This is a genomic window from Ruegeria sp. CDSA034 (genome assembly GCF_059612275.1).
Genome location: NZ_JBXWQH010000004.1, coordinates 155,589 through 181,461 on the forward strand (window position 1 = coordinate 155,589; position 25,873 = coordinate 181,461).

The following is a 25,873-nucleotide window of genomic DNA, read 5'->3' on the forward strand; positions in this document are numbered from 1 at the left end:
GGGGCAGAGCACTTTTCCCCGGAGGAAAAAATGTCCGAATGGCTGGAAAACCACCTGCCCAAGGTGGTGCTGGCACCGTCGTTCATCGCCGTATTGATTTTTGTCTACGGATTTATCGGATGGACCGCATGGGTGTCGCTGACCCGATCGAAACTACTGCCGAAATACGAGATCCATGGCTTCATTCAGTATGAACGCCTGTTCGATTCCCCTCGCTGGGATACGGCAATCAACAACCTGTATATCTTTGGCGCGCTGTTCATCGTGATCGCGATGGTGCTGGGGCTGTTGCTGGCCATCCTGCTGGATCAGAAGATCCGCGTCGAAGGGGTTATTCGCACCATCTATCTGTACCCGATGGCACTGTCGATGATCGTGACCGGCACCGCATGGAAGTGGATCCTGAACCCAGGTCTGGGCATTGAATCCATGGTGCAGGGCTGGGGCTTTCCGAATTTCGAATTCGATTGGCTGGTGAACCCCGATTACGCTATCTACACCATTGTGATTGCCGCGATCTGGCAAAGCTCGGGCTTTGTTATGGCGCTGTTTCTGGCCGGGCTTCGTTCGGTAGATGGTGAAATCATCAAAGCCGCTCAAGTCGATGGTATCCCCACATGGCGCATCTATACGGCGATCATCATACCGTCGATGGCACCGATTTTCCTTTCTGCCTTCATCGTGCTGGCCCACCTAGCGATCAAGAGCTTTGACCTTGTCATCGCGCTGACAGGTGGCGGTCCGGGATACGCGACTGATCTGCCAGCCACATACATGTATGCCATGGCGTTTTCGCGCGGCGATATCGGTCAGGCGGCCTCTTCCGCGATGATCATGATGCTGGTCGTCTTTGCCATCGTGGTTCCATATCTTTATTCAGAGCTGAGGGCGAAAAATGACTGATCTGTCGATGCCCCAAACCCAAACCCGCTCGCAGAGCGCCACAGGCAAGATTGCCCTTCGTTGGCTGCTTTACGTCCTGCTGGGCCTGTTCGCGCTGTACTACCTGATGCCGCTGTTCGTGATGTTAACCACATCGTTGAAAAGCCTTGAGGAAATTCGCACTGGGTCCCTGATCTCACTGCCGCGCGAAGTCAGCTTCGATGCCTGGAAAACCGCGTGGTCCGGCGCTTGTACCGGTATCCAGTGTGAAGGTCTGCGGCCTTACTTCTGGAACTCTGTCCTGATCGCGGTGCCTGCGGTGTTTTTGTCCACCCTGATTGGTGCGCTGAACGGCTATGTCGTGGCGCAGTGGCGGTTCAAAGGCGCGAACATCATCTTCTCGCTGATGCTGTTTGGCTGCTTTATTCCGTTTCAGGTTGTTCTGCTGCCAATGGCGCGGCTGCTGGGCATGATGGGGATCGCCGGAACCATTCCGGGCCTGATCTTTGTCCACGTGATCTATGGCCTTGGCTTCACTACGCTGTTCTTCCGCAACTACTATGTCACCATTCCGGCCGAGCTGACCAAAGCCGCTCGGGTCGATGGGGCAGGCTTTCTGCGGATTTTCTGGTCGATCTTCCTGCCGCTGTCGCTGCCCATCATCGTGGTGACAGTGATCTGGCAGTTCACGCAGATCTGGAATGACTTCCTGTTCGGCGTGTCGTTCAGCCAGGCGGGCACGCAGCCCGTGACTGTGGCGCTCAACAACATCGTAAACTCCACCACCGGCGTCAAAGAGTACAACGTCGACATGGCCGCCGCGATCATCGCGGGGCTGCCGACGCTGCTCGTCTATGTCGTTGCCGGTAAGTATTTCATCCGCGGCCTGACCGCTGGCTCTGTGAAGGGATAACCCATGGCTCCCATCCTTGATATCAACAAACTCTACAAGAATTACGGCGCAACCGAAATTCTGAAGGACATCAACATCTCGATCGAACCGGGTGATTTCCTGGTGCTGGTCGGCCCCTCGGGCTGCGGTAAATCCACGCTGCTGAACTGCATTGCGGGATTGGAGGAAATCACCGACGGGACACTGGCGATTGGCGGCAAAGACATGACCCATGTCAGCCCCAAGGACCGCGACATCGCGATGGTGTTCCAATCCTACGCGCTGTATCCGACGATGAGCGTGGCCAAGAACATCACTTTCGGCATGAAGGTGCGCGGGGTTGATCAGGCAACGCAGGAGGCCAAGCTGAACGATGTGGCCTCGCTGTTGCAAATCGAGCCACTGCTGAACCGTCGTCCCAGCCAGCTATCCGGTGGTCAGCGTCAGCGTGTGGCGATGGGCCGGGCGCTGGTGCGCGATCCCAAGCTGTTCCTGTTTGATGAACCGCTGTCGAACCTCGATGCCAAGCTTCGGGTTGAGATGCGGACCGAGATCAAGAAGCTGCACCAGACATTGGACGCTTCCATCGTCTACGTGACCCACGATCAGATTGAGGCGATGACGCTGGCCACCAAGATCGTGGTCTTGAAGGGCGGTATCGTGCAGCAGATCGGCAGCCCGGCCGAAATTTATAACAACCCGGCCAATCTGTTTGTCGCTGATTTCATGGGCTCGCCGGCGATGAATCTGATCCCTGCGCAGGTCACCAAAAACGGGTCGGGTACACAAATCGTCATCTCGCGCGATGCCGGCGAAACGCTGGTTCTGAACGATGCGCGCGATCTGGCGTTGCCCGAGGATGTAATCCTGGGCCTGCGCCCCGAGGATATCGCCGAGGCGGGTTTCCGTGCGGGTGATGGCGTGCAGGAAGCGGCGTGCATGGTCGATATGGTCGAACCTGCAGGGGCCGACACCTATGTCGTATCAGAACTGGGCGGCAAGCAGGTGACCGCAAGGTTACATGCCGAAACCAGCGCGCAAGCGGGCAAGATGCTGAACTTGGCGTTTGATATGAGTAAAGTATCGTACTTCGCCAAAGAAACCGGCGAGCGCCTGAATTAAAAGAAAAAACGCCGCGCGATTGAGTTCGCGCGGCGTTTCTTTGCGTTTGAACTGGGTCAGCTGACCTTGTTCTAACTCAAGTCCTTGATCAGACGGTTTAAGTCCCCACCGCGGGCGTCCAGCATCGCGCCAACCTCGGTTCGTTCGGTCAGCAGCATATTCACCCCTTCGATGAACATGTTGAAGAACTTGTCGCGGCCTGATTTGTCCGAAACCAGGAATGTCACCTCGAACGGGGACGAGCCCTGCAGCTTAACCGAGGTGCGTACCTCGTAACCGGCCTTGATTTTCCGGGCCTTCCTGACGGTGACTTGCCCACCAATGAATTCGCGGAAACGCCGGCCATATTTGTTCGAGATATAGCCCTGAAACGCTTTGGTGAACTGCTTCAACTGCGACGGGCTGGCCGAACGGGCGTCCGCCCCCAGCACATAACGTGCCATGATCGGCACATCGGCATATTGCACAAAGACCTTTTCGAAATCGCGGATCATCGCCTTTTCGGATTTGCCCGAGGCGATGATGCGGTTGATGTCATCCACGACACTGACGACCAGAGCCTTGGCGCTGGCTTCAGTCTGGGCAAAGGCGGAAAAAGGCAGGGCGGTCAGTGCCAGACCGGCAAGGCCAGTGGCGACAAAACCGCGTCGGTTCATTTGGTTACTCGGCATAGGGGTCCTCATAGGGGTCCTCGTATGGGTCTAGATAGGGATCTCTGACAGGGTCGGTCCCATTGTCTGCATAAGGGTCGTCGTAAAGACCCAGATAGGTTTCTTCGTCGTCTCTCGCCAGTTCGAAGCGGCGATTTTGTAGGTAAATGGTCCGCGCCTGCGCATAACTGTCGGCGCTTTCATACAGGATCGAGTCGACCGTGTCCGAAAAACGCCCCCGATCGCCCATCCGGCGCACGACCTCGGCATAGACACCGATATTGTCGACCGGACGGACCGGAGAGAAGTTGATCGGGTTCGAGAACAGGTTGACGATAACGCCAATCGAGTCCCGCTGCGTTGACGGGCCATAGAGCGGCAGCTCGACATAAGCGCCCTCGCCAAAACCCCAGACGTGCAGCGTTTCACCGAAATCGGTATCCACAGGCGGAAGGTTCAGTTCGTCGGCAGGGGCTGACAACCCCAGACCACCAACGGTCGTGTTGATCACAAACTGCAGCAGTGCGTTGCCCGACTGCTTAAGGTTGCCTTGCAGCAGGTAATCCACGGCTTGGCCCGGCATCGTCAGGTTTTCGGCAAAATGGTTGAAACTGGTCACCATCGGGTCGGGCACGATCTTTACGTACCCTTTCGAGGCCGGACGAAACAAAAACCGGTCGACGCCAAGGTTGAACTTGTGGATGCCCCGGTTGTTGCGTTCATACGGATCAAATGCTTCACCCTGCTGAACACCCTCCGGAGGGCGTGTGGTGCAGGCGCTGAGAACTGCCAATACGGACACAACGATCAGGGGTTTTAGGCTGATTCTGCTCAACACGGTCTTTGCCACTCCAAAACGTTCGGACAGTCCGTGCCCGAACACTTAATCAATACTCTTTTTGGCCGTTGTGCCCGGCCTACCCAAAGTCACATAGGCGTTTCGCCACCAATATGAAACAGATAGCGTTTAACCCGCCGAATAGGTCAACGTAAAGTGACACGGGTTCAACAGTTCAGAATAAGAAAAGTTACGCCCACAACCGGTACAGGTCACATCGCCGTTTTCGCACTTTTCGATCCTTGCCTTCCCGGTTAGCTTCGCCCCGACTCAAATTTGGGAGGAGACCTCATGAGCATCGCGGCGAAACTGGAAAGCTTGGGTGTCAACCTACCGGACGCGCCTGCGCCGGCGGCCAACTACGTGCCCTTCGTGCGCGTGGGCAATATCGTCTATGTCTCGGGGCAGATCTCGAAGGCGGATGATCTGATCACTGGCAAGCTGGGCGACAACATGGAAGTCGAAGCAGGCGCTGCTGCGGCCAAGGTATGTGCGATCAACCTTCTGGCCCAGGTCAAAGCGGCCTGCGGTGGCGATATCGAAAAGTTGGTGCGCGTCATCAAGCTGACCGGGTTTGTGAACTCGACGGCAGATTTTACCGCGCAGCCGCAAGTCATCAACGGTGCGTCAGACTTTCTGGTCGAAGCGCTGGGTGATGCAGGTCGCCATTCGCGTTCGGCCGTCAGTGCGGCGGCACTGCCCTTGGGCGTCGCGGTTGAGATCGAAGGTATCTTCGAAGTTCAATGACGCCCGCGCTGCCTGACGTATTCCTTCAAGTCCCGTTGGCGCATCGCGCGCTGCACGACAAACAGGACAACCGCCCGGAAAACAGCCGGGCGGCCATTCGCGCCGCCGTGGACGCCGGGTATGGGATCGAGATTGATCTGCAACGGACCTCGGACAACCGGGCCATGGTGTTTCATGACTATGACATGACCCGCCTGACCGGACAGCCCGGCCCGATCCAGCTGATCACGTCGGTTCAGGCATCAGGCACCACGCTGTTGCACGCGGACGATGGCATCCCGACGCTGGATGAGGTGCTGCACATCGTGTCAGGCAAAGTACCGCTGCTGATCGAATTCAAGGATCAGGACGGCGCGATGGGCACATCAGTGGGCCCGCTGGAACAAGACGCCGTACGTGCATTGTCAGGTTACGATGGGCCGGTGGCATTGATGTCGTTCAATCCCAACTCGGTCGCTGAACTGGCGCGGCTGGCACCGCATCTGCCGCGTGGCATCGTGACAGGATCGTACCAGCCCAAGGTCGAGCTTTTATCTCAGAGTGTTTGTGATCACCTGCGCGACATTCCGGATTTCGACCGTGTCGGGGCCAGTTTCATCAGCCATGAGGTCGAAGACCTTGACCGCCCCCGCGTGGCCGAACTGAAGGCACGCGGTGTACCGATCCTGTGCTGGACTGTGCGGTCGCCTGAACAAGAGGCAGAGGCCCGCGAAGTTGCGAACAATGTGACGTTCGAAGGGTATCTGGCTGCACAACCGGGTTGAACCAGCCCTGCAACGTCACAGATAAAGATCGGAGGCGGAGGGCAAATGGATCAGGCACAGATCGAGGTTCGGGTGCTGGGCTCGCTGTCGCAGATATCTGCGGCGGAATGGGACAGCTGCGCCTGCCCCGAGGTTGCCGATGGCGGCCGTCCGCTTGATCCGTTCACCACCCACCGGTATCTGCTGGCACTTGAGCACAGCGGCTCGGTCGGGCGCGGAACTGGCTGGCAACCGCAATACCTGACGGCCTATCTGGACGGGATGCTGATCGCGGCGGCGCCGATGTATGCCAAATCCCACAGTCAGGGCGAATACATCTTCGACCACAACTGGGCGCATGCCTATGAAGGTGCCGGGGGTCGTTATTATCCCAAGCTGCAGATCGCCGTACCGTTCACCCCTGCAACAGGTCGGCGTTTTCTGGTGCGCCCCGGCTATGACTCGGTTGGCATGTCTGCGCTGGTGCAGGGGGCGGTGCAATTGGCTGCGGATAATCAGGTGTCTTCGGTCCACGCAACCTTCTGCACCGAAGCCGAGGCGCTGGCGGGTGAGCAGATGGGCCTTATGCTGCGCCAGTCACAGCAATTTCACTGGCTGAATGACGAATATCAAGATTTCGACGGATTTCTTGCGGCGTTGTCATCGCGCAAGCGCAAGAATATCCGCAAAGAACGCGCGCAGGCCATCGATTTTGGCGGCGAAATCCGCACTCTGACAGGGGATGACCTGCGCCCCGAACACTGGGATGCCTTCTGGCAGTTTTATCAGGACACCGGGTCCCGTAAATGGGGCGTTCCCTATCTGACCCGCCAATTCTTTGATATTGCGCATGAAACCATGGCAGGCGACATGGCCTTGGTGCTGGCTGAACGGGACGGATACGCTATCGCAGGGGCTTTGAATTTCATCGGCCGCGAAACGCTTTTTGGCCGGTATTGGGGTTGCACTGAGCATCACGCCTGCCTGCATTTCGAACTGTGCTATTATAGGGCGATCGATTTTGCCATTGCGGAAGATCTGGCACGGGTAGAAGCAGGCGCACAGGGTGAACATAAGCTGGCGCGCGGTTACTTGCCCACGCGCACGCATAGCTTGCATTGGGTCAATGACCCGGGCTTTGCCGATGCGATCAAGAAATATCTGGACGCCGAGGCCCACGCAGTGGGAGAAGAGATCGAGATTCTGACGGATTACGGTCCGTTCAGAAAATCGAATCCGGAGGAACAGCAATGACGGAACTATTGTCGACCGAAACTCGCGGCCCTCTTCTTGACCCGCTGTTCGACAACGGCTGGACCATGGTCACGGACCGGGACGCGATCACCAAGACCTTCATATTCGAAGATTTTGTTCATGCCTTTGGCTGGATGACCCAGGTGGCGATCTTTGCCGAGAAATGGAACCACCATCCCGAATGGTCAAACGTGTACCGCACGGTCGAGGTCGTCCTGTCCACCCATGATGTGGGCGGTTTGTCAGCGCTGGATGCCAAGTTGGCGCGTAAAATGGACAGCCTCGTTTAACGGTCTCCTCTGGATCCCATGCCGCCGGCCAGAGAAGCTATTTCACCCAGACGACGGAAATCGGCGGGTGTGACCGTGCCGTTGCTGACGTCTATGTCTCGTGGAATACCGGTTGTCCGATTCCCAACCGAACGAACGCTGCGCGCCGCCGGATTGATGTCCAAACATCGCGTATCATAGCACGTCAGGCCCGAAGTACTGATCTGGATCTGGGGCTGTCCGTTCGGTCCGGTCACCACGGGGGCCTGCGGCGCATCACAGGCGGCAAGAAACCCCAGAATGCCGATGGCTATCCACTTTTTCATCCCACGCTCCTATCGTTCAGCCCGGTCGTGCGATCAATCCAACTGGCCGTTTCCGTCCTGATCGGCGGCCAGGAAATCATCGCCCATCTGCTGGTCATACTCTGATCGTGAAATAAAGCTGTCGTTGTTGCGGTCAACGTTTTGAAACCGCTTTATGTCCAGAAACGGCTTAGCTTCTTCCAGACCCAGCGTTCCGTTCTTGTCTTCGTCCATGGCCTGAAAAGCATAATCCGAAAAAGCGTTGAACTCGTCCTTGGACAGGAAGCCATCGTTGTTGGAATCAATGGCGTTCAGTTCCTTTTCGTGCAGTTCAGCCACTGTTTCCGCCAAGGTTGCACTGGCTACCAGAATGATCGTCGTCGTTAAAATAACTGTTTTCATCATCATTCTCTCCTCAGCACGTGTAACGCTGGCCCGAGACACCGCCCGCGACGGCCCCGGCCGCGGTCAGGATGTCTTTGCCGGACCCACCGCCGAATTGATTGCCAATCGCCCCGCCGATCAGTGCGCCGCCTAGTGTGCCGCCGAGGCAGGCGATCTCATGCTGTCGTGCTTGCTGCTGTTGAGGTGTCGGGGCCGGGCCACACGCTGCCAGCGCGCCTGCAGCACCCAGAATGACTGTGATGACTTTGAGCTTCATCAAAAAACTCCCTGAATGAATGGGGCAAGTATCGACACATCAGGAAGTTGCATCAAGTGAAATAGGGTTAACGTGGCCCCGGCTGTACCGGGGCCCGAGTGACTTAGATAGCCTCAAGCAGACCTTCGCCCGCGGAAATCTCGCAGGCACCTGGGTTTTCTTCAAGATTCAATGCAACGACTTTGCCATCTTCGACCAACATCGCATAGCGCTTTGAGCGCGCAAGCAGGCCGACGGGCGGGGCGTCGAAATCCATGCCAATGGCCTTGGTGAATTCGGATGCGGCGTCGGCCAGCATGGTCAGGCCTGCGCCTGTCGCGCCAGTGGCTTCGCCCCATGCGCTCATTACAAAGGGGTCGTTGACCGAGACGCAGATGATTTCGTCCACGCCCTTGGCGTCGAACTGTTCCTTGGTGCGCATAAAGCTGGGCACATGGGCCGAGTGGCAGGTCGGCGTGAATGCGCCGGGCACTGCAAAGATCACAACCTTGCGGCCTTTGGTCTTGTCTGAAATCCGAACCTCTTCGGGCCCTTCTGCCCCCATTTGAGTCAACGTTGCGTCGGGAAGCGTATCACCGGTTGAAATCATCTTGTTCCTCCTGTCGATTGGATTTGCAGAGTCGGCCTCAGCCGCAATATAGGTGAGCCAGAGAATGAAACCACGGGAATTTGACAGGGCAGGACGAACATGAGCCATATTGTTGTGATCGGAGCCGGGCAGGCGGGATCATCTCTTGTTGCAAGACTGCGCAAGGACGGGTTTGAAGGCGATATCACGCTGATCGGTGCCGAGCAGCATCTGCCCTATCAGCGTCCCCCACTGTCCAAAGCTTATCTGCTGGGAGAGATGGAGCTTGAACGCCTGTTCCTACGCCCCGAAAGTTTCTACGCCGAAAACAACATCCCCCTGCGTCTGGGTCAGCGCGTGACTGCGATCGACCCCAAGGCCAAGACCGTGACCCTGGGCGATGAGGTGATTTCTTATGACGAACTGGCCCTGACCACTGGTTCCGACCCGCGTTACCTGCCTGCTGCCATTGGCGGTGATCTCGAAGGCGTCCATGTCGTGCGCGACCTGACCCATATCGACGAGATGGAGCCCCGCGTTAAAGAGGGCGCCCGCGCCCTGATCGTTGGTGGTGGCTATATCGGGCTTGAAGCGGCCGCCGTCTGTGCCAAGCGCGGGGTCAAGGTTACTCTGGTCGAGATGGCGGAACGGATTTTGCAACGCGTCGCAGCACCGGAAACCAGCGACTACTTCCGTGATCTGCATTCCGAATACGGTGCCGACATTCGTGAAGGCGTCGGGCTGGATCGTCTGGTCGGCGAAGACGGCAAGGTCACCGGGGCCATTCTGAGTGATGGCACCAAGCTTGAGGTTGATTTCGTCGTGGTTGGTGTGGGCATTGCACCGTCGACCCAACTGGCCGAGATGGCTGGGCTGGAGCTGGACAACGGCATCAAAACGGACGCTCATGGTCGCACGTCTGATCCGTCGATCTGGGCCGCAGGCGATTGTGCGTCCTTCCCGCATGGCGGCGGCCGTATCCGGCTGGAAAGTGTACCGAATGCCATCGATCAGGCCGAGATCGTTGCTCAGAACATGCTGGGTGCCGCCAAAGACTATGTGGCGACGCCGTGGTTCTGGTCGGACCAGTATGACGTCAAACTACAGATCGCAGGTCTGAACACCGGCTATGACAGCGTGGTGACCCGTAAGGGTGACGGGCAGACGGTGTCCTTCTGGTACTACAAAGGCGACCAGCTGATCGCGGTCGACGCCATGAACGACCCGCGCGCTTACATGGTCGGCAAACGCCTGATAGACGCGGGCAAAACGGCCGACCCGGCCGTCGTGGCCGACCCAGACGCAGACCTGAAACCGCTGCTCAAAGCGTGAGGATCATCGCCGGAGAGTTCCGAGGTCGCGCCTTGGCCTCGGTCGGCAAAGGAGATGCCGGGGCGCATCTGCGTCCCACCACTGACCGTGTGCGTGAAAGCCTGTTCAATGTGCTGAGCCATCAGATCGACTTTGATGGGCTGCGTGTTCTGGACCTTTTCGCCGGCACCGGAGCACTGGGGCTTGAGGCGCTGTCGCGCGGCGCGGCGCATGTGACGTTCGTGGATGACGGGCGTGTGGCTCAGGGACTGATCCGTAAGAACATTGATCTGACCCACAGCAAGGATCGTACCGATCTAATCCGTCGCGACGCGACACGGTTGGGTGACAATACGGGCACGCCTTGTGATCTGATTTTTCTTGATCCGCCTTACGGCAAAAGCCTGGGACAAAAGGCGCTTGCGACGGTCACTCAAGGGGGGTGGCTGGCAAAAGACGCCTTGATCGTCTGGGAAGAAAACGCCCCCATGGAAGCGCCCGAAGGGTTTGACCTGCACAATGCGCGAAAGTATGGCGACACGCATATTTCGCTGATGTGGCGGACAGAGGTCTGATATGCACGACCTGGTCATTTTCGATTGCGATGGTGTTTTGGTCGACAGTGAGCCCCTGTCCAATCAGGTGATGGTTGCGAACTTTGCCCGACATGGACTGTCCTTGACGGCGGAGGAGTGCCACAGGGTTTTCACCGGCAGGACCATGCCGGAAGTGCAGGATATCGCGCGCGATTTGGGGGCCGACCTGCCCGAGAACTGGATTATGGAATTCGATGCCGAAACCGACGCCCGACTGCGTCAGGGTGTTCCTTTTGTTCCGGGTGTAGCGGAATTGCTGACGCTCTTGGATGCGCGCGGAATTCCTTTCTGCGTGGCGTCCAATGGCGGGCCTGACAAAATGCGAGTCACGCTGGGGCAGAATGGTCTTTGGGATCGCTTCAAGGATGTGATGTTTTCAGCCTACACTTTGGGAGTCGGTAAGCCTGACCCCACCATGTTCCTTACAGCAGCCCGTCAATTTGAGGCCACCGCGCCAGTTGTAATTGAAGACAGTGCCAGCGGCGTTACCGCAGCAATCCGTGCCAATATGCGCTGCCTGGGCTATGTGCCTGATGGAAAAGGTGCATTTCTGGCGGACCTCGGAGCAGAGGTTTTCACCGACATGGCCGAGGTTCCAGCCCTTTTGGGAATTTGACTTGACCGTGGTAAGCTCGGCTTATGGACCGCGCTTTGACTCCACCGCTCTGGACCCCTTCCGACGCCGCTGAAACCCACACCGGACCCGCGCCCAAGCCTTTGCGCGCGCCTGTGTTCATCCACGACGCGATTACGCCGTGGGGCACGGAGACATTGCTGCTGAAACTGCTGCGCGAGCAGGCCGCCGATCAGGACGAATAGGTCGGATGGAATTTATTGCCCGGTGACAGGGTAAAGATATCGACACCATCAGCCGTCACACCCACCGAGTGTTCGAACTGCGCAGACAGCGACTTGTCGCGGGTCACCGCAGTCCAGTCATCGGCCAGTGTTTTCGTCTCAGGACGGCCAAGGTTCACCATCGGTTCGATGGTAAAGAACATGCCCTCTTCCAGAACCGCGCCAGTGCCCGGACGGCCATAGTGCAGCACGTTTGGCGGCGCGTGGAATACCCGGCCCAGGCCGTGACCACAGAAATCGCGCACGACGCTCATCCGATGCGCCTCGACATATGCCTGAATGGCGTGGCCGATATCACCGAAGGTGTTGCCCGGCTTGACCGCCTCGATGCCTTTGAACAGGGCATCATGTGTCACTTGGACCAGACGCTCAGCCTTGCGGGGCAGTTTGCCCGCAACATACATGCGCGAAGTATCGCCGAACCAGCCGTCTACGATGACCGTAACGTCGATGTTCAGAATGTCGCCATCCTTCAGCTTCTTGTCGCCGGGAATGCCGTGGCAGACCACGTGATTCACGCTGATACAGCTGGCATGCTGATAGCCCTTGTAGCCAATTGTTGCCGATGTCGCGCCTGCATCCTCGACCATCTGCGTGATCATGCCATCAATCGCGCCAGTGGTCTGGCCCGGAAAGACATGTTCTGCAATATCGTCGAGTATCCGCGCGGCCAAGGCCCCTGCCGCATGCATGCCGGCAAAGTCACCCTGTTCGTAAATGCGGATGCCGTCCTTGGTCAGACGGCCACGATGTTCTTTCATCGACGCTAAGCTCCAAATGTTGCGCGCAGCCTGCCTTTTACGCTGCTTGTGCAGAAAGTTCCAGAGGGTGCGCGTTTGCGAGTGTTAGATGGCGCGGAACGCCCCCGGATCAAGGCTGCAAAGTCTATCAAATTCGCTCAAAATCATAATTTCAGATAGAATGTTGTTCTTTCCCAGTGAGATCGTTTTGGAGGGTCAAAATGTCCAGCAATTCTGCCAGTTTTATCGGTGAAATTCCACACCATTACGATCAGGGTCTGGGACCGAACATTTTCGTAGACTATGCCGACAGGTTAACCGGGCTGTGTGACGGCCTTGAAACGGGTCGCGTTCTGGAGCTTGCCGCAGGAACGGGAATTGTCAGCCGTAAGCTGCGCAACGCGTTAAACCCGTCTGTTTCGCTGACGGTTTCGGACCTTAATCCGCCCATGTTGGAGATTGCAAAAGCAAAGTTCTCCGGCAGTGAGAATGTCGAGTTTGTCCAAGCGAACGCAATGGAACTGCCCTTCGAAGACAACAGTTTTGACCTGATCGTTTGCCAGTTTGGCGTGATGTTCTTTCCAGACAAAACTGCGTCATATCGCGAAGCTGCCCGTGTTCTGAAGCCAGGTGGCCGGTACGTTTTCAACGTCTGGAGCGATATGTCCGAAAACCCGTTTTCCGAGACAGCTCACAAAGCGGCGATGACGTTCTTTCCCGAAAACCCACCGGGATTCTACAAGGTCCCGTTCCACTATGGCGACCCCGACGTCGTACACGCGGACCTTGCGGCCGCAGGTTGGGGGACCGTTACGCACGAAACCATCAGGTTGAACAAACCAATCGCCGACCTTGAGAAATTTGCGACAGCCCTGGTGTATGGAAATCCGTTGATTGACGAAATCAGAGCGCGCGGAGGTGTCGATCCGGATGCGGTTGTGGCCGAAATGCTGTCGGCGCTGCGGTCCAGATTTGAGGCCAGTGATATGGTGATGCCCCTTTCAGCAACCCAGTTCGAATGCCGAAACAAGGGGTGAACCGGACCTGACGGGGGCAAGTGATATTACCCGGGCAGGTTAAAGTCCCCGAACCGTGTGGTATCCACCCAAACACCGTCGGGCGAAATTTGCGTACCATACACCAATCGCTCGACACCCTTCACCTGTGCCGTCTCAAATGCCGCCGCATAGGCCGCGTCTATATCCGCCGCCAAACCAAACCGATCGCAATCCGTGCGCTGCACCAGATACAGCATGATCGCGCGATGTCCCTGCGCCACCATGTCCGACAACTCACCCAGATGTTTGGTGCCACGCGCGGTAACGCTGTCGGGGAATTCTGCCAAGCCGGGCTCACGGGACAGGGTCACACTTTTGACCTCGACATAGGCGTCGGGCAGGCCAGGTTGCGTCAGCAGAAAATCAATACGGCTGTTTTCGCCGTACTTCACCTCGGGACGGACGGTTTCATAGGCCGCAAGCTCAGGTATTTCACCGGCCTCAAGGGACGCGCGCATGGCTTTGTTGGGCACCGAGGTGTCAACACCGGTAAAATGCCCGTTCTCATGATCGACCAGACGCCAGCCGTATTTCAGTTTTTTCTTCGGGTCATCGTTGGGTTCCAACCAGATCTTCTCGCCGGGTTCCGCCAGACCCATCATTGACCCCGGATTGGCGCAATGGGCGGTTACTTCACACCCGTCCTCCAACTGGCAATCGGCCAGAAAGCGTTTGTAGCGGCGGATCAGGCGGGCGGGGATCAATGGGGTGGCAAACTTCATGCCACCCGGCTTAACGCGCGCCCGTCCGTATGGGAAGTGTCAGACGAGGCCCGCCATTACGCCACCATCCACATCCCAGACTGCCCCGGTGACCCAACCCGCATCATCGGACAGAAGATGGGTGATCGTATGCGCCACATCCTCGGGCCGACCGACGCGGCCGATCGGGTGGAAAGCGTCGAAAGCACCAGTCAAGGTCGCCTCTATCTGGTCCGGTGCGATGAAGGCACCATAGATTGGGGTCACCACCACCGCCGGAGAAACGGCGTTCACTCGGATCTTATGTTCCGCCAGCTCCATTGCCAGATGCTGCGTCAGGGAATGAAGTCCGGCCTTGGCCATCGAATAGGCCGAGGACGGTGTGGCGCGAACTGCCTGTTTTGCCCACATAGAGCCTATGTTGACGATATTTCCGCCTCCGTTGGCTTTCATGTTTTCGGCCACGGCCTGCGTGATGAAAAAGGTCGCGCGGTTCAGGTCCAGATAGCTATCGTAATCCTCGGCGGTGTGTTCCATGAACGGTTTTGGCGCGAATGTCCCGGCTGCATTCACCAATCCCTGAATGTGACGCGTGTCCGATTTGATCTGGTTGATCAGCCTTTCGACGTCTGCCGCGTCGCGCAGGTTCGCGCGGTATATGTCCGCGGCGCCGCCAAGTTCCGCTTTCGCCGTGTCCAGCTTGCCAGCGGATGACCCGACAAGGGTCACGTGCCCGCCGCTTGCTATGATTTGGCGCGCTGTGGCCAGACCCATTCCGCTGGATCCGCCGACGATAAGTGTTGTTGTCTGTGTCATGATTAGATTCCCTATCTACTGATAGATAGATATATTGAGCTTGGAAATTGAAATTCAACCCCCTATCTAGTGGTAGGTAAATTATAGATTGATGAGCAGATGCCCAAAACGGAAAAACCCCTGTCAGAAACTGCCAGCCGTATTTTAGATGTGGCCGAGCGTATGGCGCGGCAAGGCGGGTATTATGCCTTCAGTTTTCGCGACATCGCGTCTGAAATCGGCATCAAATCGGCCAGCATTCACTACCATTTTCCCACCAAGGAAGCTTTGGGCGAGGCGCTGGTGACCCGGTACACTGATCGGTTCCTGGGGGCGTTGGGGCGGTTGGACGAAGCCACGCCTATGGAATCTCTTGAACAATATGTGGCAGCGTATCGGCAAGCGCTGATTGAACAGGATCTGATGTGCCTGTGCGGTATGTTCGGTGCTGAATTCGCAAGGTTGCCGGACCCGGTCGCCAGACGGACGCGCGAGTTTTTCGAGCGCAACCTCGTATGGCTTGAAACGGTATTCCGGGCTGCTGGCGCCGCAAATCCTGAAGCCCGAGCAGGGGAAACGATTGCCCGCCTGGAAGGGGCGATGATCCTGGCGCGGTCGATGAACGATATGGACCTGTTCCAACGCGTCACTGCCGATTTGCCCGCCCAAGCGTTGCGAGAATGACAAACGGGCCTTGCGAGGTTCAGCAGGAACGATATCTTGCGGCCTGTGCCATATCAGGAAAGGACAGGTCATGCCGAACCCAACCGCAGCAATGCTTGTGATCGGGGATGAAATCCTGTCGGGTCGCACCCGGGATGCGAACATGCATTACCTTGCGCAGGAACTGACCAAACAGGGCATTGATCTTAAAGAGGTTCGTATGGTCAGCGATGACGCCACAGCCATCGAACAGGCCGTGCGCGCCCTGTCGGACCGCTTTGATCATGTGTTTACCAGTGGCGGAATAGGCCCGACCCACGACGATATCACGGCCGACTGCATTGCCCGGGCCTTTGGTGCTTCGATCGACGTGCGCGCCGACGCCCGCGCGCTGCTGGAGCGACACTATGAGAATTCGGGGCTGGAACTGAACGCCGCGCGCCTGCGGATGGCACGTATTCCGGAAGGTGCGACATTGATAGACAACCCGGTCTCAACCGCGCCGGGATTCACCCTTGGCAATGTGCACGTCATGGCGGGAATCCCCACAATTTTTCAGGCTATGGTCGCCAGTGTTCTGCCAAGGCTGACCGGCGGCGATCCCCTGTTGTCACAGACGCTTAGGATCAACCGGGGTGAAGGTGATATCGCCTCAACCCTGTCGGCTTTGGCTGAGGATTACCCTGATCTCGCCATCGGCAGCTATCCGTTTCAGGTAAATGGTGTATTCGGCTCTAACGTGGTGGTTCGGGGCACGAATGGGTCACAGGTCGATGCGGCCACGACCCGGTTGGCGAAAGAGCTGGAGCTTTGAGCCCGAACTGGGCCGACGTTGTCGACGGCACATGGCCGGCGGCTCGGTTCGAGACAATTGGCCCTTTTCGCCTGCGGCAAGGGTTGGGTGGTGGCTCACGCGTTTCCGCAGGTAGCGCTCTGGCATCGGCGACCGACGCGGATATTGAAGCCGCTGAAGGGGCGATGCGCGCGATGGGTCAGCGGCCCATATTCTGCTTGCGACCGGGCGACGAACGGCTGGATCAGCAGCTTGCGGATCGGGGCTATGACATTCTTGATCCCGTCAACATCTACAAATGCCCGGTCGAGCACCTGACAGATACTCCGATCCCCCGGGTCACCGCCTTTACCATCTGGAGTCCGCTGGCGATCATGAACGAGATCTGGGCGCAGGGCGGGATCAGGCCAGAGCGGCTGGCTATCATGGACCGCGCCGAGGGGCCGAAAACGGGGATATTCCTACGTCATTCCGATCACCCGGCGGGGACCGGTTTTGTCGCCATTCACGACGACGTCGCCATGGTTCATGCGCTAGAAATCTTACCGGCCTATCGCCGTCAGGGCTTGGGAAAATGGGCTATGCGCGCGGCTGCAATCTGGGCGCAGAAGAACGGCGCAAAAACGCTGAGCGTGATCTGCACCAAGGCCAATGACGGGGCAAATGGTCTTTACCATGCGCTCGGGATGGAGATCACCGGAGAATACCATTACCGTCAGCTTGTCCAAGGAGAGTGACCACCGTGACCGACCAAACCTTGCCCACCGCGCTGGACCTGCCGATGGTGAATCCGCTGCCGCCTGAGACGCAGAAGTACTTTGATATCTGTGTCGAAAAACTGGGCTTTGTGCCCAATGTTTTAAAGGCTTATGCGTTCGACATCGAGAAGCTGAACGCGTTTACGGCGAATTATAACGACCTGATGTTGGGTGACAGCGGGTTGTCAAAACTGGAACGCGAAATGATTGCGGTGGTCGTGTCCGCGATCAACAAATGCTTTTACTGTCTGGTGGCCCATGGTGCAGCTGTTCGGCAATTGTCGGGCAATCCGCAATTGGGCGAGATGCTGGTTATGAACTACCGCGTGGCCCCTCTGGTCGATCGTCAACGCGCCATGCTGGATTTTGCTGCCAAGATGACGACCGCCAGTACCGAGATCGAAGAACCTGATCGCCAACGTCTGCGCGATGTTGGTTTCAGCGATCGGGACATTTGGGACATTGCCAATGTGACCGGCTTTTTCAACATGTCGAACCGGGTGGCTAGCGCAACAGCGATGGCCCCGAACGACGAATACCATACGCAGGCCCGATGATACGAACCGCAGCCCTTTTTCTGATGATGATGGCCAGTCAGGGTCTTGCACAGAACCTGACGTTGCCCTCTGGCGCACGGCTGGTCAGCGACCGGACGAGTGAATTGGACAGCTATGAGCTGCCAATCGGTCCTTTTGCTGACGGTGCAGTGCCCGCAAGAGAGGTTGAAGGAAAGGTCGAGCGGTTTACCTGGCGGCTGCAATCGGGCTCCAGCACCACGCTGCAATTACTGGCCCCGCTAAGGGATCAGATCGCCGCGCAGGGGTACGAGATCCTGCTTGAGTGTCAGGCCAAAACGTGTGGCGGGTTCGATTTTCGATTTGGCACCGAAGTCGTGCCCACACCGGATATGTATGTGGCCATTCAGGACTATCGCTTTTTGTCCGCCATTAGGGGTGGCAACGTGGTCAGCCTGTTGGTCAGCCGCAATCCGCCTGACGGGTATGTGCAGATGATCCGCGTCACACCGGTGGGTGCAGAGGCTCCGCCGCCGCTTGTGATCGACGAGCCGGTTACGTCGTCCAGCGACCTGTTGGCCGAATTGGAGCAAAACGGCCATGCAATATTGGAAGATCTTCATTTCCGCACCGGAGAGATGACGTTGGGCGAAGGGCCTTTTGCGTCGCTGAAATTGGTTGCGGAGTTTCTGAACAAAAACCCAAACATCCGGCTGGCACTTGTGGGTCACACGGATGACACGGGCGCGCTGGATGCCAATATCTCGGTCAGTACCGGCCGTGCCCAGGCCGTGCGTGCCCGGTTGATCGAGGCGCATGGGATCGCGGCAGACCGGGTCGAAGCGCGTGGGATCGGCTATCTGGCCCCGCTCACCTCGAATGCCTCGCCGGAAGGCCGCGACTTGAATCGTCGGGTCGAGGCGGTCTTGCTGATCAACTGACGCCTGGGGTGCCCATCAAATCATGATTTGCAAAAAAAAGGGCCCACGCAATTGGCGCGGGCCGTACAGTTTACCGAGGTTAATTCACCAATCCATCGGGCCTTTTTCGTGAAAGGCATCGACGAGAAAATCTATGAATGCCCGCACCTTGGGCTGTGTAAAGCGTCCGGGCGGGTAAACGGCGTATACGCCCTGAACTTCGTCCGGCAGCGATGGCATGGCGTCTACAACAGCACCGGATTTCAGCGCTTCTGCGTACAGATAGCTGGGCAGATATGCGATCCCCAAACCAGAGATGGCGGCGTTCAACAGGGATTGCCCATCGTTCACGCTCAGCCACCCTGCGGTGCGAACCTGTCTTTTTTCACCCGACGGCGCGGTCAGCCTCCACACATTGCCAGAGGACTGGCTGGAGTAATGCAGTAGCTTGTGTTCGTTCAGATCGTCAATTTTCTGCGGCCGGCCGAATTTCTCGACATAGCTGGGTGCCGCGACCATCCGCTTGACGGTTTCGGTCAGTTTGCGTGCGCGCAGGGTGCTGTCTTCTAACTCACCAATCCGGACGGCCACATCGAACCCTTCTGAAATCAACTCGACGTACCGGTTGTTCAGAACCATGTTCACTGTGATATCAGGATAGGCCGCCAGAAAATCCGACAGAACCGGAGACAGGTGATTGACGCCGAAATCCGTCGCAACGCTGATCCGAAGCAGACCCGAGGGGGCGGATTGCATCGAAGTCACAAGCGCATCAGCTTCGCCCGCATCATTTAGAACGCGCCGCGCGCGATCGTAATATGCCAGGCCAATTTCCGTCGGCGACACGCGCCGGGTCGTGCGGTTCAGCAGCCGTGCGCCCAGACGGGCCTCGAGGCTGGAAACATGCTTTGACACGGCCGATTTGGAGATGCCCATTTTCTTGGCCGCATCGGTAAAGCCACCCTGGTCCACCACATTGGCAAAGGCTTCCATTTCGGTCAGTCGGTCCATTCTCATTCCCCAGGTCTTAGTTCTTTTTTCCAACCTGACGTCCAATCTAGGCGGAAACAGGGCGGACATGGGATAATATCAGGGTTTCAATTCGGATCGTTTGCGATTGGGAAACGCGGAAACGATGGTTTCCCAGATGGCCACAAAGCCTGTAAGTCAAGGGTTTTGGGTGATTTCGGCCGGATATGCTAGGATGACAATGGCAAATTTGTGACCACGGAGGAGATCATGAAAGCCATTTATACCATCGCAGCCATATGTCTGTCCGCGACCTTCACATGGGCTGGTGGCGAGACGCCGTCGAACCCGGACGCACGGGTTAATTTTGTAAACCTGTCGGACGGCGACACGGTTTCATCGCCGGTGACCGTGGTCTTTGGGTTAAGCGGGATGGGCGTGGCCCCCGCTGGAACCGAAGCTGAAAACACCGGTCACCACCATTTGCTGATCGACCGCCCGCCCATTGGTGAAGGCGAGGACGGTGTGGATGAGCTGGCTTATGGTTTGCCTGCGGACGACAACCATCTGCATTTCGGCGGGGGACAGACCGAGGTGACAACGGAATTGGCCCCAGGAGCGCACACGCTGCAATTGGTGCTGGGCGACGCCGGGCATGTGCCACACTCCCCGCCTATTGTGTCCCAGGTAATTACGATTACGGTCGAGTAACCGACGTGCCTTTACGGCTCAGGCAACTATGCCACGTCGGGCAATAGGAAAATGCGGCGCGCCAGCGCCGAATTCAGCCGTTCTTGTGGATACCATTGGCTGAGGGCGGTCTTGGCCATCAAATCGGGGTTTTCCGCAATGAATGCCTCGAAAGTACTGGATTGTGAACTGGCAAGACGCTCTGCGATCAGGCTCATGAATGCGTAAGTGATCGTCAGGTTGAACTTATCCGGGGCGCCGGCTTTGGCCGCAAGTGTTCGGATCCCTTTGGCGTAGATCGCTGCAGCATCGATGAAATCGTACTTTCGCAGCAGGTCATATGCGACCTGTACATGTTCGGCATGTCCGAACGTTGTGTTATCGATGGCGTGTGCCTCAAACGCGCTGGTGATGTCGGTGCTCATTCTCCGTCCTCCTTGAAACGGTGGCTGTCCTCGGCTGTCCAGTCGAGGTCGTAGACACTTTTGAGCTGTTTGATCTTCTCCAGCGTTTCCTCGGAAAACGCTGGTTTGTTCTCAAAGCTATGCAGAGCAATCCCCTCGATCAGATCGCCAAGGGTCATGTCCAGCGACTCTGCCAGCCCCTTGAGGACTTTCAGCAGGCGTTTTTCGATACGAATTCCCGTTTGGGTGCGTTCAATTTTTTGACTCATGAAGTACATATGTACATAAGTACCAATAGAGTCAAGCAGCACGAAAAAAGCCGCCTCTTTCGAAGCGGCTTTCGTCAGAGCAATTGTGACAATGGCGTCAGAACGTAGCCGCCAACCGCGTCCCCTGATTGATCGCCCGTTTAGCATCCAACTCTGCCGCCACATCCGCGCCGCCGATCACGTGAGGGGTGATACCCCGTTCGATCAGCGCGTCCGCCAGACTGCGCTCGGATACCTGACCAGAACACAGAACGATGGTATCCGCGGCTATCACGGTCGGGTCGGCACGTTCCTCACCAAAGCTGACATGCAGGCCGTCTTCGTCGATGCGCTCGTAATTCACACCGCCCACAAAATTGACGTCCTTCATCTTTAGCGTAGCGCGGTGAATCCAGCCGGTTGTTTTACCCAGACCTTTCCCATGCGCCTGTTTCTTGCGCTGTAACAGAGTGACCTCACGCGCAGGTGCCGCAGGTTGCGGACCCTCAGGTGCCAGACCCGAGCGGTGTTCGGCCGGGTCTGTGACGCCCCATTCCTTCATCCATGCGGTCAGGTCGGTGGTAACGCTGTGGCCGTCTTCCAGCAGAAACTCGGACACATCAAACCCGATGCCTCCCGCACCGATCACGGCGACTGACTTACCGACATCCGCTTTTTCGCGCAGCACGTCGATATAATTGATGACGTCGTCCCGATCCTGACCCGGGATTTGCGGATCGCGCGGCATGACACCTGTGGCGATGACCACCTCGTCAAAGCCGGTCAGGTCGTCAGCGATGACTTCGCGGTTCAGCTCTACCTTCACACCCAGATCGGTCATCATGGTGCGGTACCAATCGACCAGTCCCCAGAACTCTTCTTTGCCCGGAACCTGCTTGGCCATGTTCAATTGGCCGCCAATCTCCGAGGCGCGATCGAACAGGGTCACGTCGTGTCCGCGCTGGGCTGCGGTCATCGCGGTGGACAATCCCGCGGGGCCGGCGCCGACAATGGCAATCGTCTTTGGCGCTTCAGCTGTGGTGATTTCCAATTCGGTCTCATGGCAGGCGCGCGGGTTCACAAGGCACGAGGTCAACTTGCCGCTGAATGTGTGGTCCAGACAGGCCTGGTTGCAGGCGATGCACGGCGCAATCTGTGCGGCGTTACCTGCGATAGCCTTGTTGACGAAATCCGCATCGGCGAGCATCGGACGGGCCAGAGATACCATGTCAGCGCAACCCGTCGACAGGACTTCTTCGGCGACCTCGGGTGTGTTGATCCGGTTCGAGGTGATGACCGGAATCGAAACCTTGCCCATCAGCTTTTTTGTCACCCAGGCAAAGGCCGCACGAGGAACGCTGGTGGCAATGGTCGGAATCCGGGCTTCGTGCCAACCGATGCCGGTGTTGATGATCGTGGCACCGGCTTCTTCGATGCGCTGGGCCAGTTCAACGACCTCTTCATGGGTCGAGCCGTTCGGGATCAAGTCGATCATCGACAGGCGGTAGATGATGATGAAATCGGTGCCCACGGCCTCGCGCGTGCGGCGAACGACCTCGATCGGCAGGCGCATGCGGTTCTCATAGGACCCGCCCCAACGGTCGGTGCGCTTGTTGGTGTGTTTCACAATGAACTGGTTGAGGAAATATCCCTCGGACCCCATGATCTCGACCCCGTCATAACCCGCTTTCCGGGCCAGAACGGCAGCGTTCACGATGTCGCTGATCTGTTTCTCGATACCTTCCTCGTCCAGCTCATTCGGCGGGAAGGGCGAGATCGGGGATTTCACCGGGCTGGGGGCCACACATTTCGGACCATAGGCATAGCGACCCGCATGTAGGATCTGCATCGCGATCTTGCCGCCCGCGTCGTGCACCCGCTGTGTCACGATGGAGTGGTTCGCGACCTCTTTGTCATTGGTCATCATCGACGCGCCGGGCAGCACCGATCCTTCAAAGTTCGGGCCAATCCCGCCTGTCACCATCAATGCGACACCGCCACGGGCGCGGTCGGCATAGAATTCGGCCACACGGTTCCAGTCGCCGGTTTCCTCAAGCCCTGTGTGCATCGACCCCATCAGGACGCGGTTCTTCAAAGTCGTAAAGCCCAGATCCAGCGGGGCCAGCATATTTGGGTACGCAGTCATGGCGAACTCTCCCTCCCGATTTGTCGACGCTAGATTGACCTTCGCGTCAACGTTGTCACGCGAAACCTAACGTCACACCCTTTGCCTTCACTCCGCTGCTTGCTACAGAACCTGCAAAGCATGTTTATGAGGCTGCACATGACCCCCGAAGAGATCGCCAAACTGCCCTATCGCCCCTGCGTGGGGCTTATGCTGATGAATACCGAGGGCAAGATTCTCGTCGGTCAGCGCAATGATCGCCACAAGGATGCATGGCAAATGCCTCAGGGCGGCGTGGACAAGGGCGAAGATCCACGGGACGCAGCTCTGCGTGAGCTGTGGGAGGAAACCGGCGTAACCTCGGACTTGGTCGAGATCGTCGCCGAAACAGACGGCTGGCTGCCTTATGATCTGCCACACGACATCGTGCCGAAAATCTGGAAAGGCCGTTATCGCGGGCAGGAACAGAAATGGTTCTTTCTGCGGTTCACCGGCCGCGACGATCAGATCGACATCCGGACCGAGCACCCGGAATTCATCAAGTGGAAATGGCAGGAGCCCGGTCAGCTGATTGACGAGATCGTGCCGTTCAAACGTGAGGTTTACCGACAGGTGGTTGCCGCCTTCGCCGATTACTTGGGCTTTGGGCGCTAACCAAAGCCTTGGGGCTTGAAGCGAACGCGTGCGGCAGGTCCTTTGGGGTCCAGTTCGAACAAATCGTCGCGCGCGGTCAGGTATCCGCGCCAGTTCTTTTCGGGATACGTACTGATCTTGATATCGTGTAACCGACGCATACGCACGTTTAGATCGGCGATGGGTATGCCTTGCCCATTCTGGCTGCCCTGAGAAATTACAGTCTGGATTTTTCTGTCGAGGTCGGACGCCTCGGAGGCTCGGCTTTGCTGAAGCTCAACAAACACAGTGCAATTATCCCGAACGTGCTGTGGTGCTTTGGCTTCGCCAACGCCGACTGTCCTGACGCCGAATTCGCGTAGCCGCCGATGCAGGTGCGTAAAGTCGCCGTCCGAGCTGACGATCACCATGGCATCGATGCCCCGGTTCAAGGCGAACTCGATTGCGTCGATACACAATAGAATATCTGAGGCGCTCTTGCCCGTGCCGCTATGGATCAGGTGATATTCGCTGGCCTCATGCCACGCCGAAGAAACCTGAGCATTCATATAAACCCGTGCGACGTCGATACGCCCATATTTCTGAGCGATCCGGCCAACGTATTTTTTGTAAGTGGCGCTGATATTGTCGCCGTCCACCAAAACAGCTACGCGAAGTGTCATAAAAAATCCGGAATTAATCTAATTGGCGATGAGATACATCGACACTGAGGCAAATTTTTGGCGTTGTAGCTGGCAACCTCGCCTTGCCAAAAATCGCGCCGGCAGACCTGCAAAATCGGTTCCTACAAACGTGCGGAGTACGAGCAGGTGGTTGCCGCCTTTGCCGATCACCTGTCATAAAGCGGCATGCAGATTGAAGACATCTGGCCCAAGTACCGCGCGCGCCTGAAGGCGTTCTTGCACTCGCGTGTGTCCAACCCCGCGGATGTGGAAGACCTGTTGCAAGAGATCTCGGTCAAGGTCTTCACCGGTCTGTCCAACCTGAAAGACCCTGCCAAACTGCAACCGTGGTTGTTTCAAACGGCCGACCGCACGATCATCGACCATTACCGAAAATCCGGCCGTGTCGAGGCGCATCCGGATGATCTTTGGTATCACCGGGATGATCCGGAAACGCGTCAGGACCTTGAGGGATGCGTCGAACCTTTCATTCGCGGGTTGCCGCAGGAAACCGCAGACATGCTGATGGAGATCGACATCAATGGCATGTCCCAACAGGATTATGCACAGGCGCAGGGGCTGGCGTATTCAACGCTTAAATCCCGGGTTCAAAAGGGCCGGGCAGAGCTGCGAAAAGCGTTCGTGGATTGCTGCAATATCTCAATGGATGTGCGAGGCAATATCGCGGACGTGCAGAAAAAACCGAAATCCTGCAAAAAATGTTGATCTGATCGTCGTCTTTTTGATGCGGGCTTCGTCTGACAGATGAAACCAGCAAAAGGAAAGACAAATGATCCGTATCATCAGTTTCAAAATCTGCCCCTTCGTTCAGCGTGTCACTGCGCTGTTGGAAGCCAAGCAGGTGCCCTATCAGATCGACTACATAAGCCTCAGCGACAAGCCGGATTGGTTTCTGGAGCTGTCGCCGACAGGCCAGGTACCGGTTCTGGTGACCGAGGGCGGCACCGCACTGTTCGAGTCGGACGCGATTGCAGAATACCTCGACGAAGTGACCGCGCCGCTGCAGCCCGACCTGACACCGGAACAGCGCGCCCTGAGCCGCGCGTGGAGCTATCAGGCCAGCAAGCATTATCTGGTTCAGTGCAGCGCAATGCAAAGCGCGGATCAGGCGATCTTTGCGGATCGGACGACCAAGTTGAACACCTCGTTCGCGCAAGCCGAGAAGCAGCTTAGCGGTGGCCCATTCTTTGCGGGCGAGGCGCTGGGCAATGTCGATATGGCTTGGTTGCCGTTGCTTCACCGGGCTGCAATCGTGGCCGATCACAGCGGGCACGATATGCTGGCTGACTATCCTAAGGTGAAAGCGTGGCAACAGGCTTTGATGGCGACCGGCATCCCGCAGAAAACCGTTTCCGAGGATTTTGTACCCCGGTTCACCGATTTCTATCTCGCAGACCGGACGTGGTTGGGGCGGGGTGCGAACCTGAACGAAGCGCCTGCAACCGCTCAGGTGAAACAATCCGGCGGGTGCTGTGGGTGATT

35 protein-coding genes are annotated in these 25,873 nt (G+C 57.4%); 21 read left to right on the forward strand and 14 right to left on the reverse strand.

Annotated elements, in window-relative coordinates; genetic code table 11:
- Window positions 1-30 precede the first annotated feature (30 nt).
- Genes AC2FLJ_RS09980 through AC2FLJ_RS09990 form a run of 3 tightly spaced genes read left to right on the forward strand, consistent with a single transcriptional unit; the run spans window position 31 to window position 2,896 of the window.
- On the forward strand, window positions 31-903 hold the full coding sequence (locus AC2FLJ_RS09980; protein ID WP_058275014.1) for a carbohydrate ABC transporter permease: 873 nt from the start codon (window positions 31-33) through the stop codon (window positions 901-903).
- Window positions 896-1,795 (forward strand): carbohydrate ABC transporter permease, encoded by a 900-nt coding sequence (locus tag AC2FLJ_RS09985; protein ID WP_058279072.1) that lies wholly within the window; start codon window positions 896-898, stop codon window positions 1,793-1,795. The genes AC2FLJ_RS09980 and AC2FLJ_RS09985 overlap by 8 nt, the downstream gene beginning before the upstream one ends.
- A gap of 3 nt (window positions 1,796-1,798) precedes the next feature.
- Window positions 1,799-2,896, forward strand: coding sequence for an ABC transporter ATP-binding protein (locus tag AC2FLJ_RS09990; RefSeq protein WP_058275012.1), 1,098 nt, complete (start codon window positions 1,799-1,801; stop codon window positions 2,894-2,896).
- Window positions 2,897-2,967: 71 nt separating this feature from the next.
- Here AC2FLJ_RS09990 and AC2FLJ_RS09995 read toward each other — a convergent pair whose 3' ends face one another.
- Window positions 2,968-3,567 carry an MlaC/ttg2D family ABC transporter substrate-binding protein gene (locus tag AC2FLJ_RS09995; RefSeq protein ID WP_496697271.1) on the reverse strand — a complete coding sequence of 200 codons (600 nt, stop codon included), beginning with the start codon at window positions 3,565-3,567 and terminating at the stop codon, window positions 2,968-2,970.
- The gene (locus tag AC2FLJ_RS10000) at window positions 3,557-4,384 is read right to left on the reverse strand and encodes an MlaA family lipoprotein (RefSeq protein ID WP_082649379.1); all 828 of its coding nucleotides are present in this window, start codon (window positions 4,382-4,384) and stop codon (window positions 3,557-3,559) included. The genes AC2FLJ_RS09995 and AC2FLJ_RS10000 overlap by 11 nt, the downstream gene beginning before the upstream one ends.
- A gap of 291 nt (window positions 4,385-4,675) precedes the next feature.
- Between AC2FLJ_RS10000 and AC2FLJ_RS10005 the strand changes: the two genes are divergently transcribed.
- From AC2FLJ_RS10005 to AC2FLJ_RS10020, 4 genes are read left to right on the forward strand one after another with little or no spacing between them, the layout of a single operon-like run.
- Window positions 4,676-5,131, forward strand: coding sequence for a RidA family protein (locus AC2FLJ_RS10005; protein ID WP_058275010.1), 456 nt, complete (start codon window positions 4,676-4,678; stop codon window positions 5,129-5,131).
- Entirely contained in the window at window positions 5,128-5,895 is a 768-nt protein-coding gene (locus tag AC2FLJ_RS10010) for a glycerophosphodiester phosphodiesterase family protein (protein ID WP_496697268.1), read from the forward strand. Before AC2FLJ_RS10005 ends, AC2FLJ_RS10010 begins: the two co-directional genes overlap by 4 nt.
- Window positions 5,896-5,940: 45 nt before the next feature.
- Complete coding sequence (locus AC2FLJ_RS10015; protein ID WP_496705568.1) at window positions 5,941-7,128, forward strand: GNAT family N-acetyltransferase; 1,188 nt, start codon at window positions 5,941-5,943, stop codon at window positions 7,126-7,128.
- Window positions 7,125-7,418: a 4a-hydroxytetrahydrobiopterin dehydratase gene (locus tag AC2FLJ_RS10020; protein WP_058275007.1), complete on the forward strand. Its 294-nt coding sequence runs from the start codon at window positions 7,125-7,127 to the stop codon at window positions 7,416-7,418. The genes AC2FLJ_RS10015 and AC2FLJ_RS10020 overlap by 4 nt, the downstream gene beginning before the upstream one ends.
- On the opposite strand, the gene AC2FLJ_RS10025 is transcribed toward AC2FLJ_RS10020, so the two are convergent.
- From AC2FLJ_RS10025 to AC2FLJ_RS10040, 4 genes are all read right to left on the reverse strand, one after another.
- On the reverse strand, window positions 7,415-7,723 hold the full coding sequence (locus AC2FLJ_RS10025; RefSeq protein ID WP_496705570.1) for a hypothetical protein: 309 nt from the start codon (window positions 7,721-7,723) through the stop codon (window positions 7,415-7,417). The genes AC2FLJ_RS10020 and AC2FLJ_RS10025 overlap by 4 nt on opposite strands.
- Before the next feature lie 33 nt (window positions 7,724-7,756).
- A complete protein-coding gene (locus AC2FLJ_RS10030; RefSeq protein WP_496705572.1) occupies window positions 7,757-8,107 on the reverse strand; it encodes an EF-hand domain-containing protein in 351 nt (116 codons plus the stop codon).
- Between the two features lie 10 nt (window positions 8,108-8,117).
- Complete coding sequence (locus tag AC2FLJ_RS10035; protein ID WP_496705574.1) at window positions 8,118-8,363, reverse strand: glycine zipper 2TM domain-containing protein; 246 nt, start codon at window positions 8,361-8,363, stop codon at window positions 8,118-8,120.
- A 103-nt stretch (window positions 8,364-8,466) separates the two neighbouring features.
- Window positions 8,467-8,952, reverse strand: a complete 486-nt coding sequence (locus tag AC2FLJ_RS10040) for a peroxiredoxin (protein WP_058279067.1) — start codon at window positions 8,950-8,952, stop codon at window positions 8,467-8,469.
- 99 nt (window positions 8,953-9,051) lie between these two features.
- Here AC2FLJ_RS10040 and AC2FLJ_RS10045 point away from each other — a divergent pair, with 99 nt between their 5' ends.
- Genes AC2FLJ_RS10045 through AC2FLJ_RS10060 form a run of 4 tightly spaced genes read left to right on the forward strand, consistent with a single transcriptional unit; the run spans window position 9,052 to window position 11,657 of the window.
- Window positions 9,052-10,263, forward strand: a complete 1,212-nt coding sequence (locus tag AC2FLJ_RS10045; RefSeq protein ID WP_496697261.1) for an NAD(P)/FAD-dependent oxidoreductase — start codon at window positions 9,052-9,054, stop codon at window positions 10,261-10,263.
- Window positions 10,260-10,817: a 16S rRNA (guanine(966)-N(2))-methyltransferase RsmD gene (gene rsmD / locus AC2FLJ_RS10050; RefSeq protein ID WP_058275002.1), complete on the forward strand. Its 558-nt coding sequence runs from the start codon at window positions 10,260-10,262 to the stop codon at window positions 10,815-10,817. The genes AC2FLJ_RS10045 and rsmD overlap by 4 nt, the downstream gene beginning before the upstream one ends.
- 1 nt (window position 10,818) lies before the next feature.
- Window positions 10,819-11,454 (forward strand): HAD family hydrolase, encoded by a 636-nt coding sequence (locus AC2FLJ_RS10055; protein WP_496705577.1) that lies wholly within the window; start codon window positions 10,819-10,821, stop codon window positions 11,452-11,454.
- A 35-nt stretch (window positions 11,455-11,489) separates the two neighbouring features.
- Entirely contained in the window at window positions 11,490-11,657 is a 168-nt protein-coding gene (locus AC2FLJ_RS10060; RefSeq protein ID WP_496705578.1) for a hypothetical protein, read from the forward strand.
- On the opposite strand, the gene map is transcribed toward AC2FLJ_RS10060, so the two are convergent.
- Window positions 11,645-12,457 (reverse strand): type I methionyl aminopeptidase, encoded by an 813-nt coding sequence (map, locus tag AC2FLJ_RS10065; RefSeq protein WP_058274999.1) that lies wholly within the window; start codon window positions 12,455-12,457, stop codon window positions 11,645-11,647. The two genes, AC2FLJ_RS10060 and map, sit on opposite strands and share 13 nt — an antisense overlap.
- Before the next feature lie 200 nt (window positions 12,458-12,657).
- Here map and AC2FLJ_RS10070 point away from each other — a divergent pair, with 200 nt between their 5' ends.
- Window positions 12,658-13,473 (forward strand): class I SAM-dependent methyltransferase, encoded by an 816-nt coding sequence (locus AC2FLJ_RS10070; protein ID WP_496705580.1) that lies wholly within the window; start codon window positions 12,658-12,660, stop codon window positions 13,471-13,473.
- Window positions 13,474-13,499: 26 nt separating this feature from the next.
- Here AC2FLJ_RS10070 and sfsA read toward each other — a convergent pair whose 3' ends face one another.
- Window positions 13,500-14,216 carry a DNA/RNA nuclease SfsA gene (sfsA, locus tag AC2FLJ_RS10075; RefSeq protein WP_496705582.1) on the reverse strand — a complete coding sequence of 239 codons (717 nt, stop codon included), beginning with the start codon at window positions 14,214-14,216 and terminating at the stop codon, window positions 13,500-13,502.
- Window positions 14,217-14,255: 39 nt separating this feature from the next.
- Window positions 14,256-15,011, reverse strand: coding sequence for an SDR family NAD(P)-dependent oxidoreductase (locus AC2FLJ_RS10080; RefSeq protein WP_496697253.1), 756 nt, complete (start codon window positions 15,009-15,011; stop codon window positions 14,256-14,258).
- Between the two features lie 99 nt (window positions 15,012-15,110).
- Here AC2FLJ_RS10080 and AC2FLJ_RS10085 point away from each other — a divergent pair, with 99 nt between their 5' ends.
- From AC2FLJ_RS10085 to AC2FLJ_RS10105, 5 genes are all read left to right on the forward strand, one after another.
- The gene (locus AC2FLJ_RS10085) at window positions 15,111-15,674 is read left to right on the forward strand and encodes a TetR/AcrR family transcriptional regulator (RefSeq protein WP_496705583.1); all 564 of its coding nucleotides are present in this window, start codon (window positions 15,111-15,113) and stop codon (window positions 15,672-15,674) included.
- A gap of 70 nt (window positions 15,675-15,744) precedes the next feature.
- On the forward strand, window positions 15,745-16,467 hold the full coding sequence (locus AC2FLJ_RS10090) for a competence/damage-inducible protein A (protein WP_496705585.1): 723 nt from the start codon (window positions 15,745-15,747) through the stop codon (window positions 16,465-16,467).
- Window positions 16,464-17,183: a GNAT family N-acetyltransferase gene (locus tag AC2FLJ_RS10095; protein ID WP_496705587.1), complete on the forward strand. Its 720-nt coding sequence runs from the start codon at window positions 16,464-16,466 to the stop codon at window positions 17,181-17,183. The genes AC2FLJ_RS10090 and AC2FLJ_RS10095 overlap by 4 nt, the downstream gene beginning before the upstream one ends.
- Window positions 17,184-17,188: 5 nt before the next feature.
- Window positions 17,189-17,761: a peroxidase-related enzyme gene (locus tag AC2FLJ_RS10100; RefSeq protein ID WP_472722684.1), complete on the forward strand. Its 573-nt coding sequence runs from the start codon at window positions 17,189-17,191 to the stop codon at window positions 17,759-17,761.
- Window positions 17,758-18,660 carry an OmpA family protein gene (locus AC2FLJ_RS10105; RefSeq protein ID WP_496705589.1) on the forward strand — a complete coding sequence of 301 codons (903 nt, stop codon included), beginning with the start codon at window positions 17,758-17,760 and terminating at the stop codon, window positions 18,658-18,660. Before AC2FLJ_RS10100 ends, AC2FLJ_RS10105 begins: the two co-directional genes overlap by 4 nt.
- 84 nt (window positions 18,661-18,744) lie before the next feature.
- Here the strand turns inward: AC2FLJ_RS10105 and AC2FLJ_RS10110 are convergent, their stop codons facing one another.
- Window positions 18,745-19,650 carry a LysR family transcriptional regulator gene (locus AC2FLJ_RS10110; RefSeq protein WP_058275233.1) on the reverse strand — a complete coding sequence of 302 codons (906 nt, stop codon included), beginning with the start codon at window positions 19,648-19,650 and terminating at the stop codon, window positions 18,745-18,747.
- A 228-nt stretch (window positions 19,651-19,878) separates the two neighbouring features.
- On the opposite strand from AC2FLJ_RS10110, the gene AC2FLJ_RS10115 reads away from it, so the two are divergent.
- Entirely contained in the window at window positions 19,879-20,319 is a 441-nt protein-coding gene (locus AC2FLJ_RS10115; RefSeq protein WP_496705591.1) for a DUF4399 domain-containing protein, read from the forward strand.
- A 26-nt stretch (window positions 20,320-20,345) separates the two neighbouring features.
- Here the strand turns inward: AC2FLJ_RS10115 and AC2FLJ_RS10120 are convergent, their stop codons facing one another.
- From AC2FLJ_RS10120 to AC2FLJ_RS10130, 3 genes are read right to left on the reverse strand one after another with little or no spacing between them, the layout of a single operon-like run.
- A complete protein-coding gene (locus tag AC2FLJ_RS10120; protein ID WP_109313618.1) occupies window positions 20,346-20,723 on the reverse strand; it encodes a hypothetical protein in 378 nt (125 codons plus the stop codon).
- Entirely contained in the window at window positions 20,720-21,013 is a 294-nt protein-coding gene (locus AC2FLJ_RS10125) for a hypothetical protein (protein ID WP_496705593.1), read from the reverse strand. Before AC2FLJ_RS10125 ends, AC2FLJ_RS10120 begins: the two co-directional genes overlap by 4 nt.
- A 55-nt stretch (window positions 21,014-21,068) precedes the next feature.
- Window positions 21,069-23,096 carry a 2,4-dienoyl-CoA reductase FMN-binding domain-containing protein gene (locus AC2FLJ_RS10130; protein ID WP_496705595.1) on the reverse strand — a complete coding sequence of 676 codons (2,028 nt, stop codon included), beginning with the start codon at window positions 23,094-23,096 and terminating at the stop codon, window positions 21,069-21,071.
- Window positions 23,097-23,234: 138 nt separating this feature from the next.
- Here AC2FLJ_RS10130 and AC2FLJ_RS10135 point away from each other — a divergent pair, with 138 nt between their 5' ends.
- On the forward strand, window positions 23,235-23,729 hold the full coding sequence (locus AC2FLJ_RS10135) for an RNA pyrophosphohydrolase (protein WP_496705597.1): 495 nt from the start codon (window positions 23,235-23,237) through the stop codon (window positions 23,727-23,729).
- Here AC2FLJ_RS10135 and AC2FLJ_RS10140 read toward each other — a convergent pair.
- Window positions 23,726-24,370 carry an NYN domain-containing protein gene (locus AC2FLJ_RS10140; RefSeq protein ID WP_496697238.1) on the reverse strand — a complete coding sequence of 215 codons (645 nt, stop codon included), beginning with the start codon at window positions 24,368-24,370 and terminating at the stop codon, window positions 23,726-23,728. The two genes, AC2FLJ_RS10135 and AC2FLJ_RS10140, sit on opposite strands and share 4 nt — an antisense overlap.
- A 186-nt stretch (window positions 24,371-24,556) precedes the next feature.
- Between AC2FLJ_RS10140 and sigZ the strand changes: the two genes are divergently transcribed.
- Window positions 24,557-25,096 (forward strand): RNA polymerase sigma factor SigZ, encoded by a 540-nt coding sequence (gene sigZ, locus AC2FLJ_RS10145; RefSeq protein ID WP_496697236.1) that lies wholly within the window; start codon window positions 24,557-24,559, stop codon window positions 25,094-25,096.
- Between the two features lie 64 nt (window positions 25,097-25,160).
- Entirely contained in the window at window positions 25,161-25,871 is a 711-nt protein-coding gene (locus AC2FLJ_RS10150; protein ID WP_496705599.1) for a glutathione S-transferase family protein, read from the forward strand.
- Window positions 25,872-25,873: the final 2 nt, after the last annotated feature.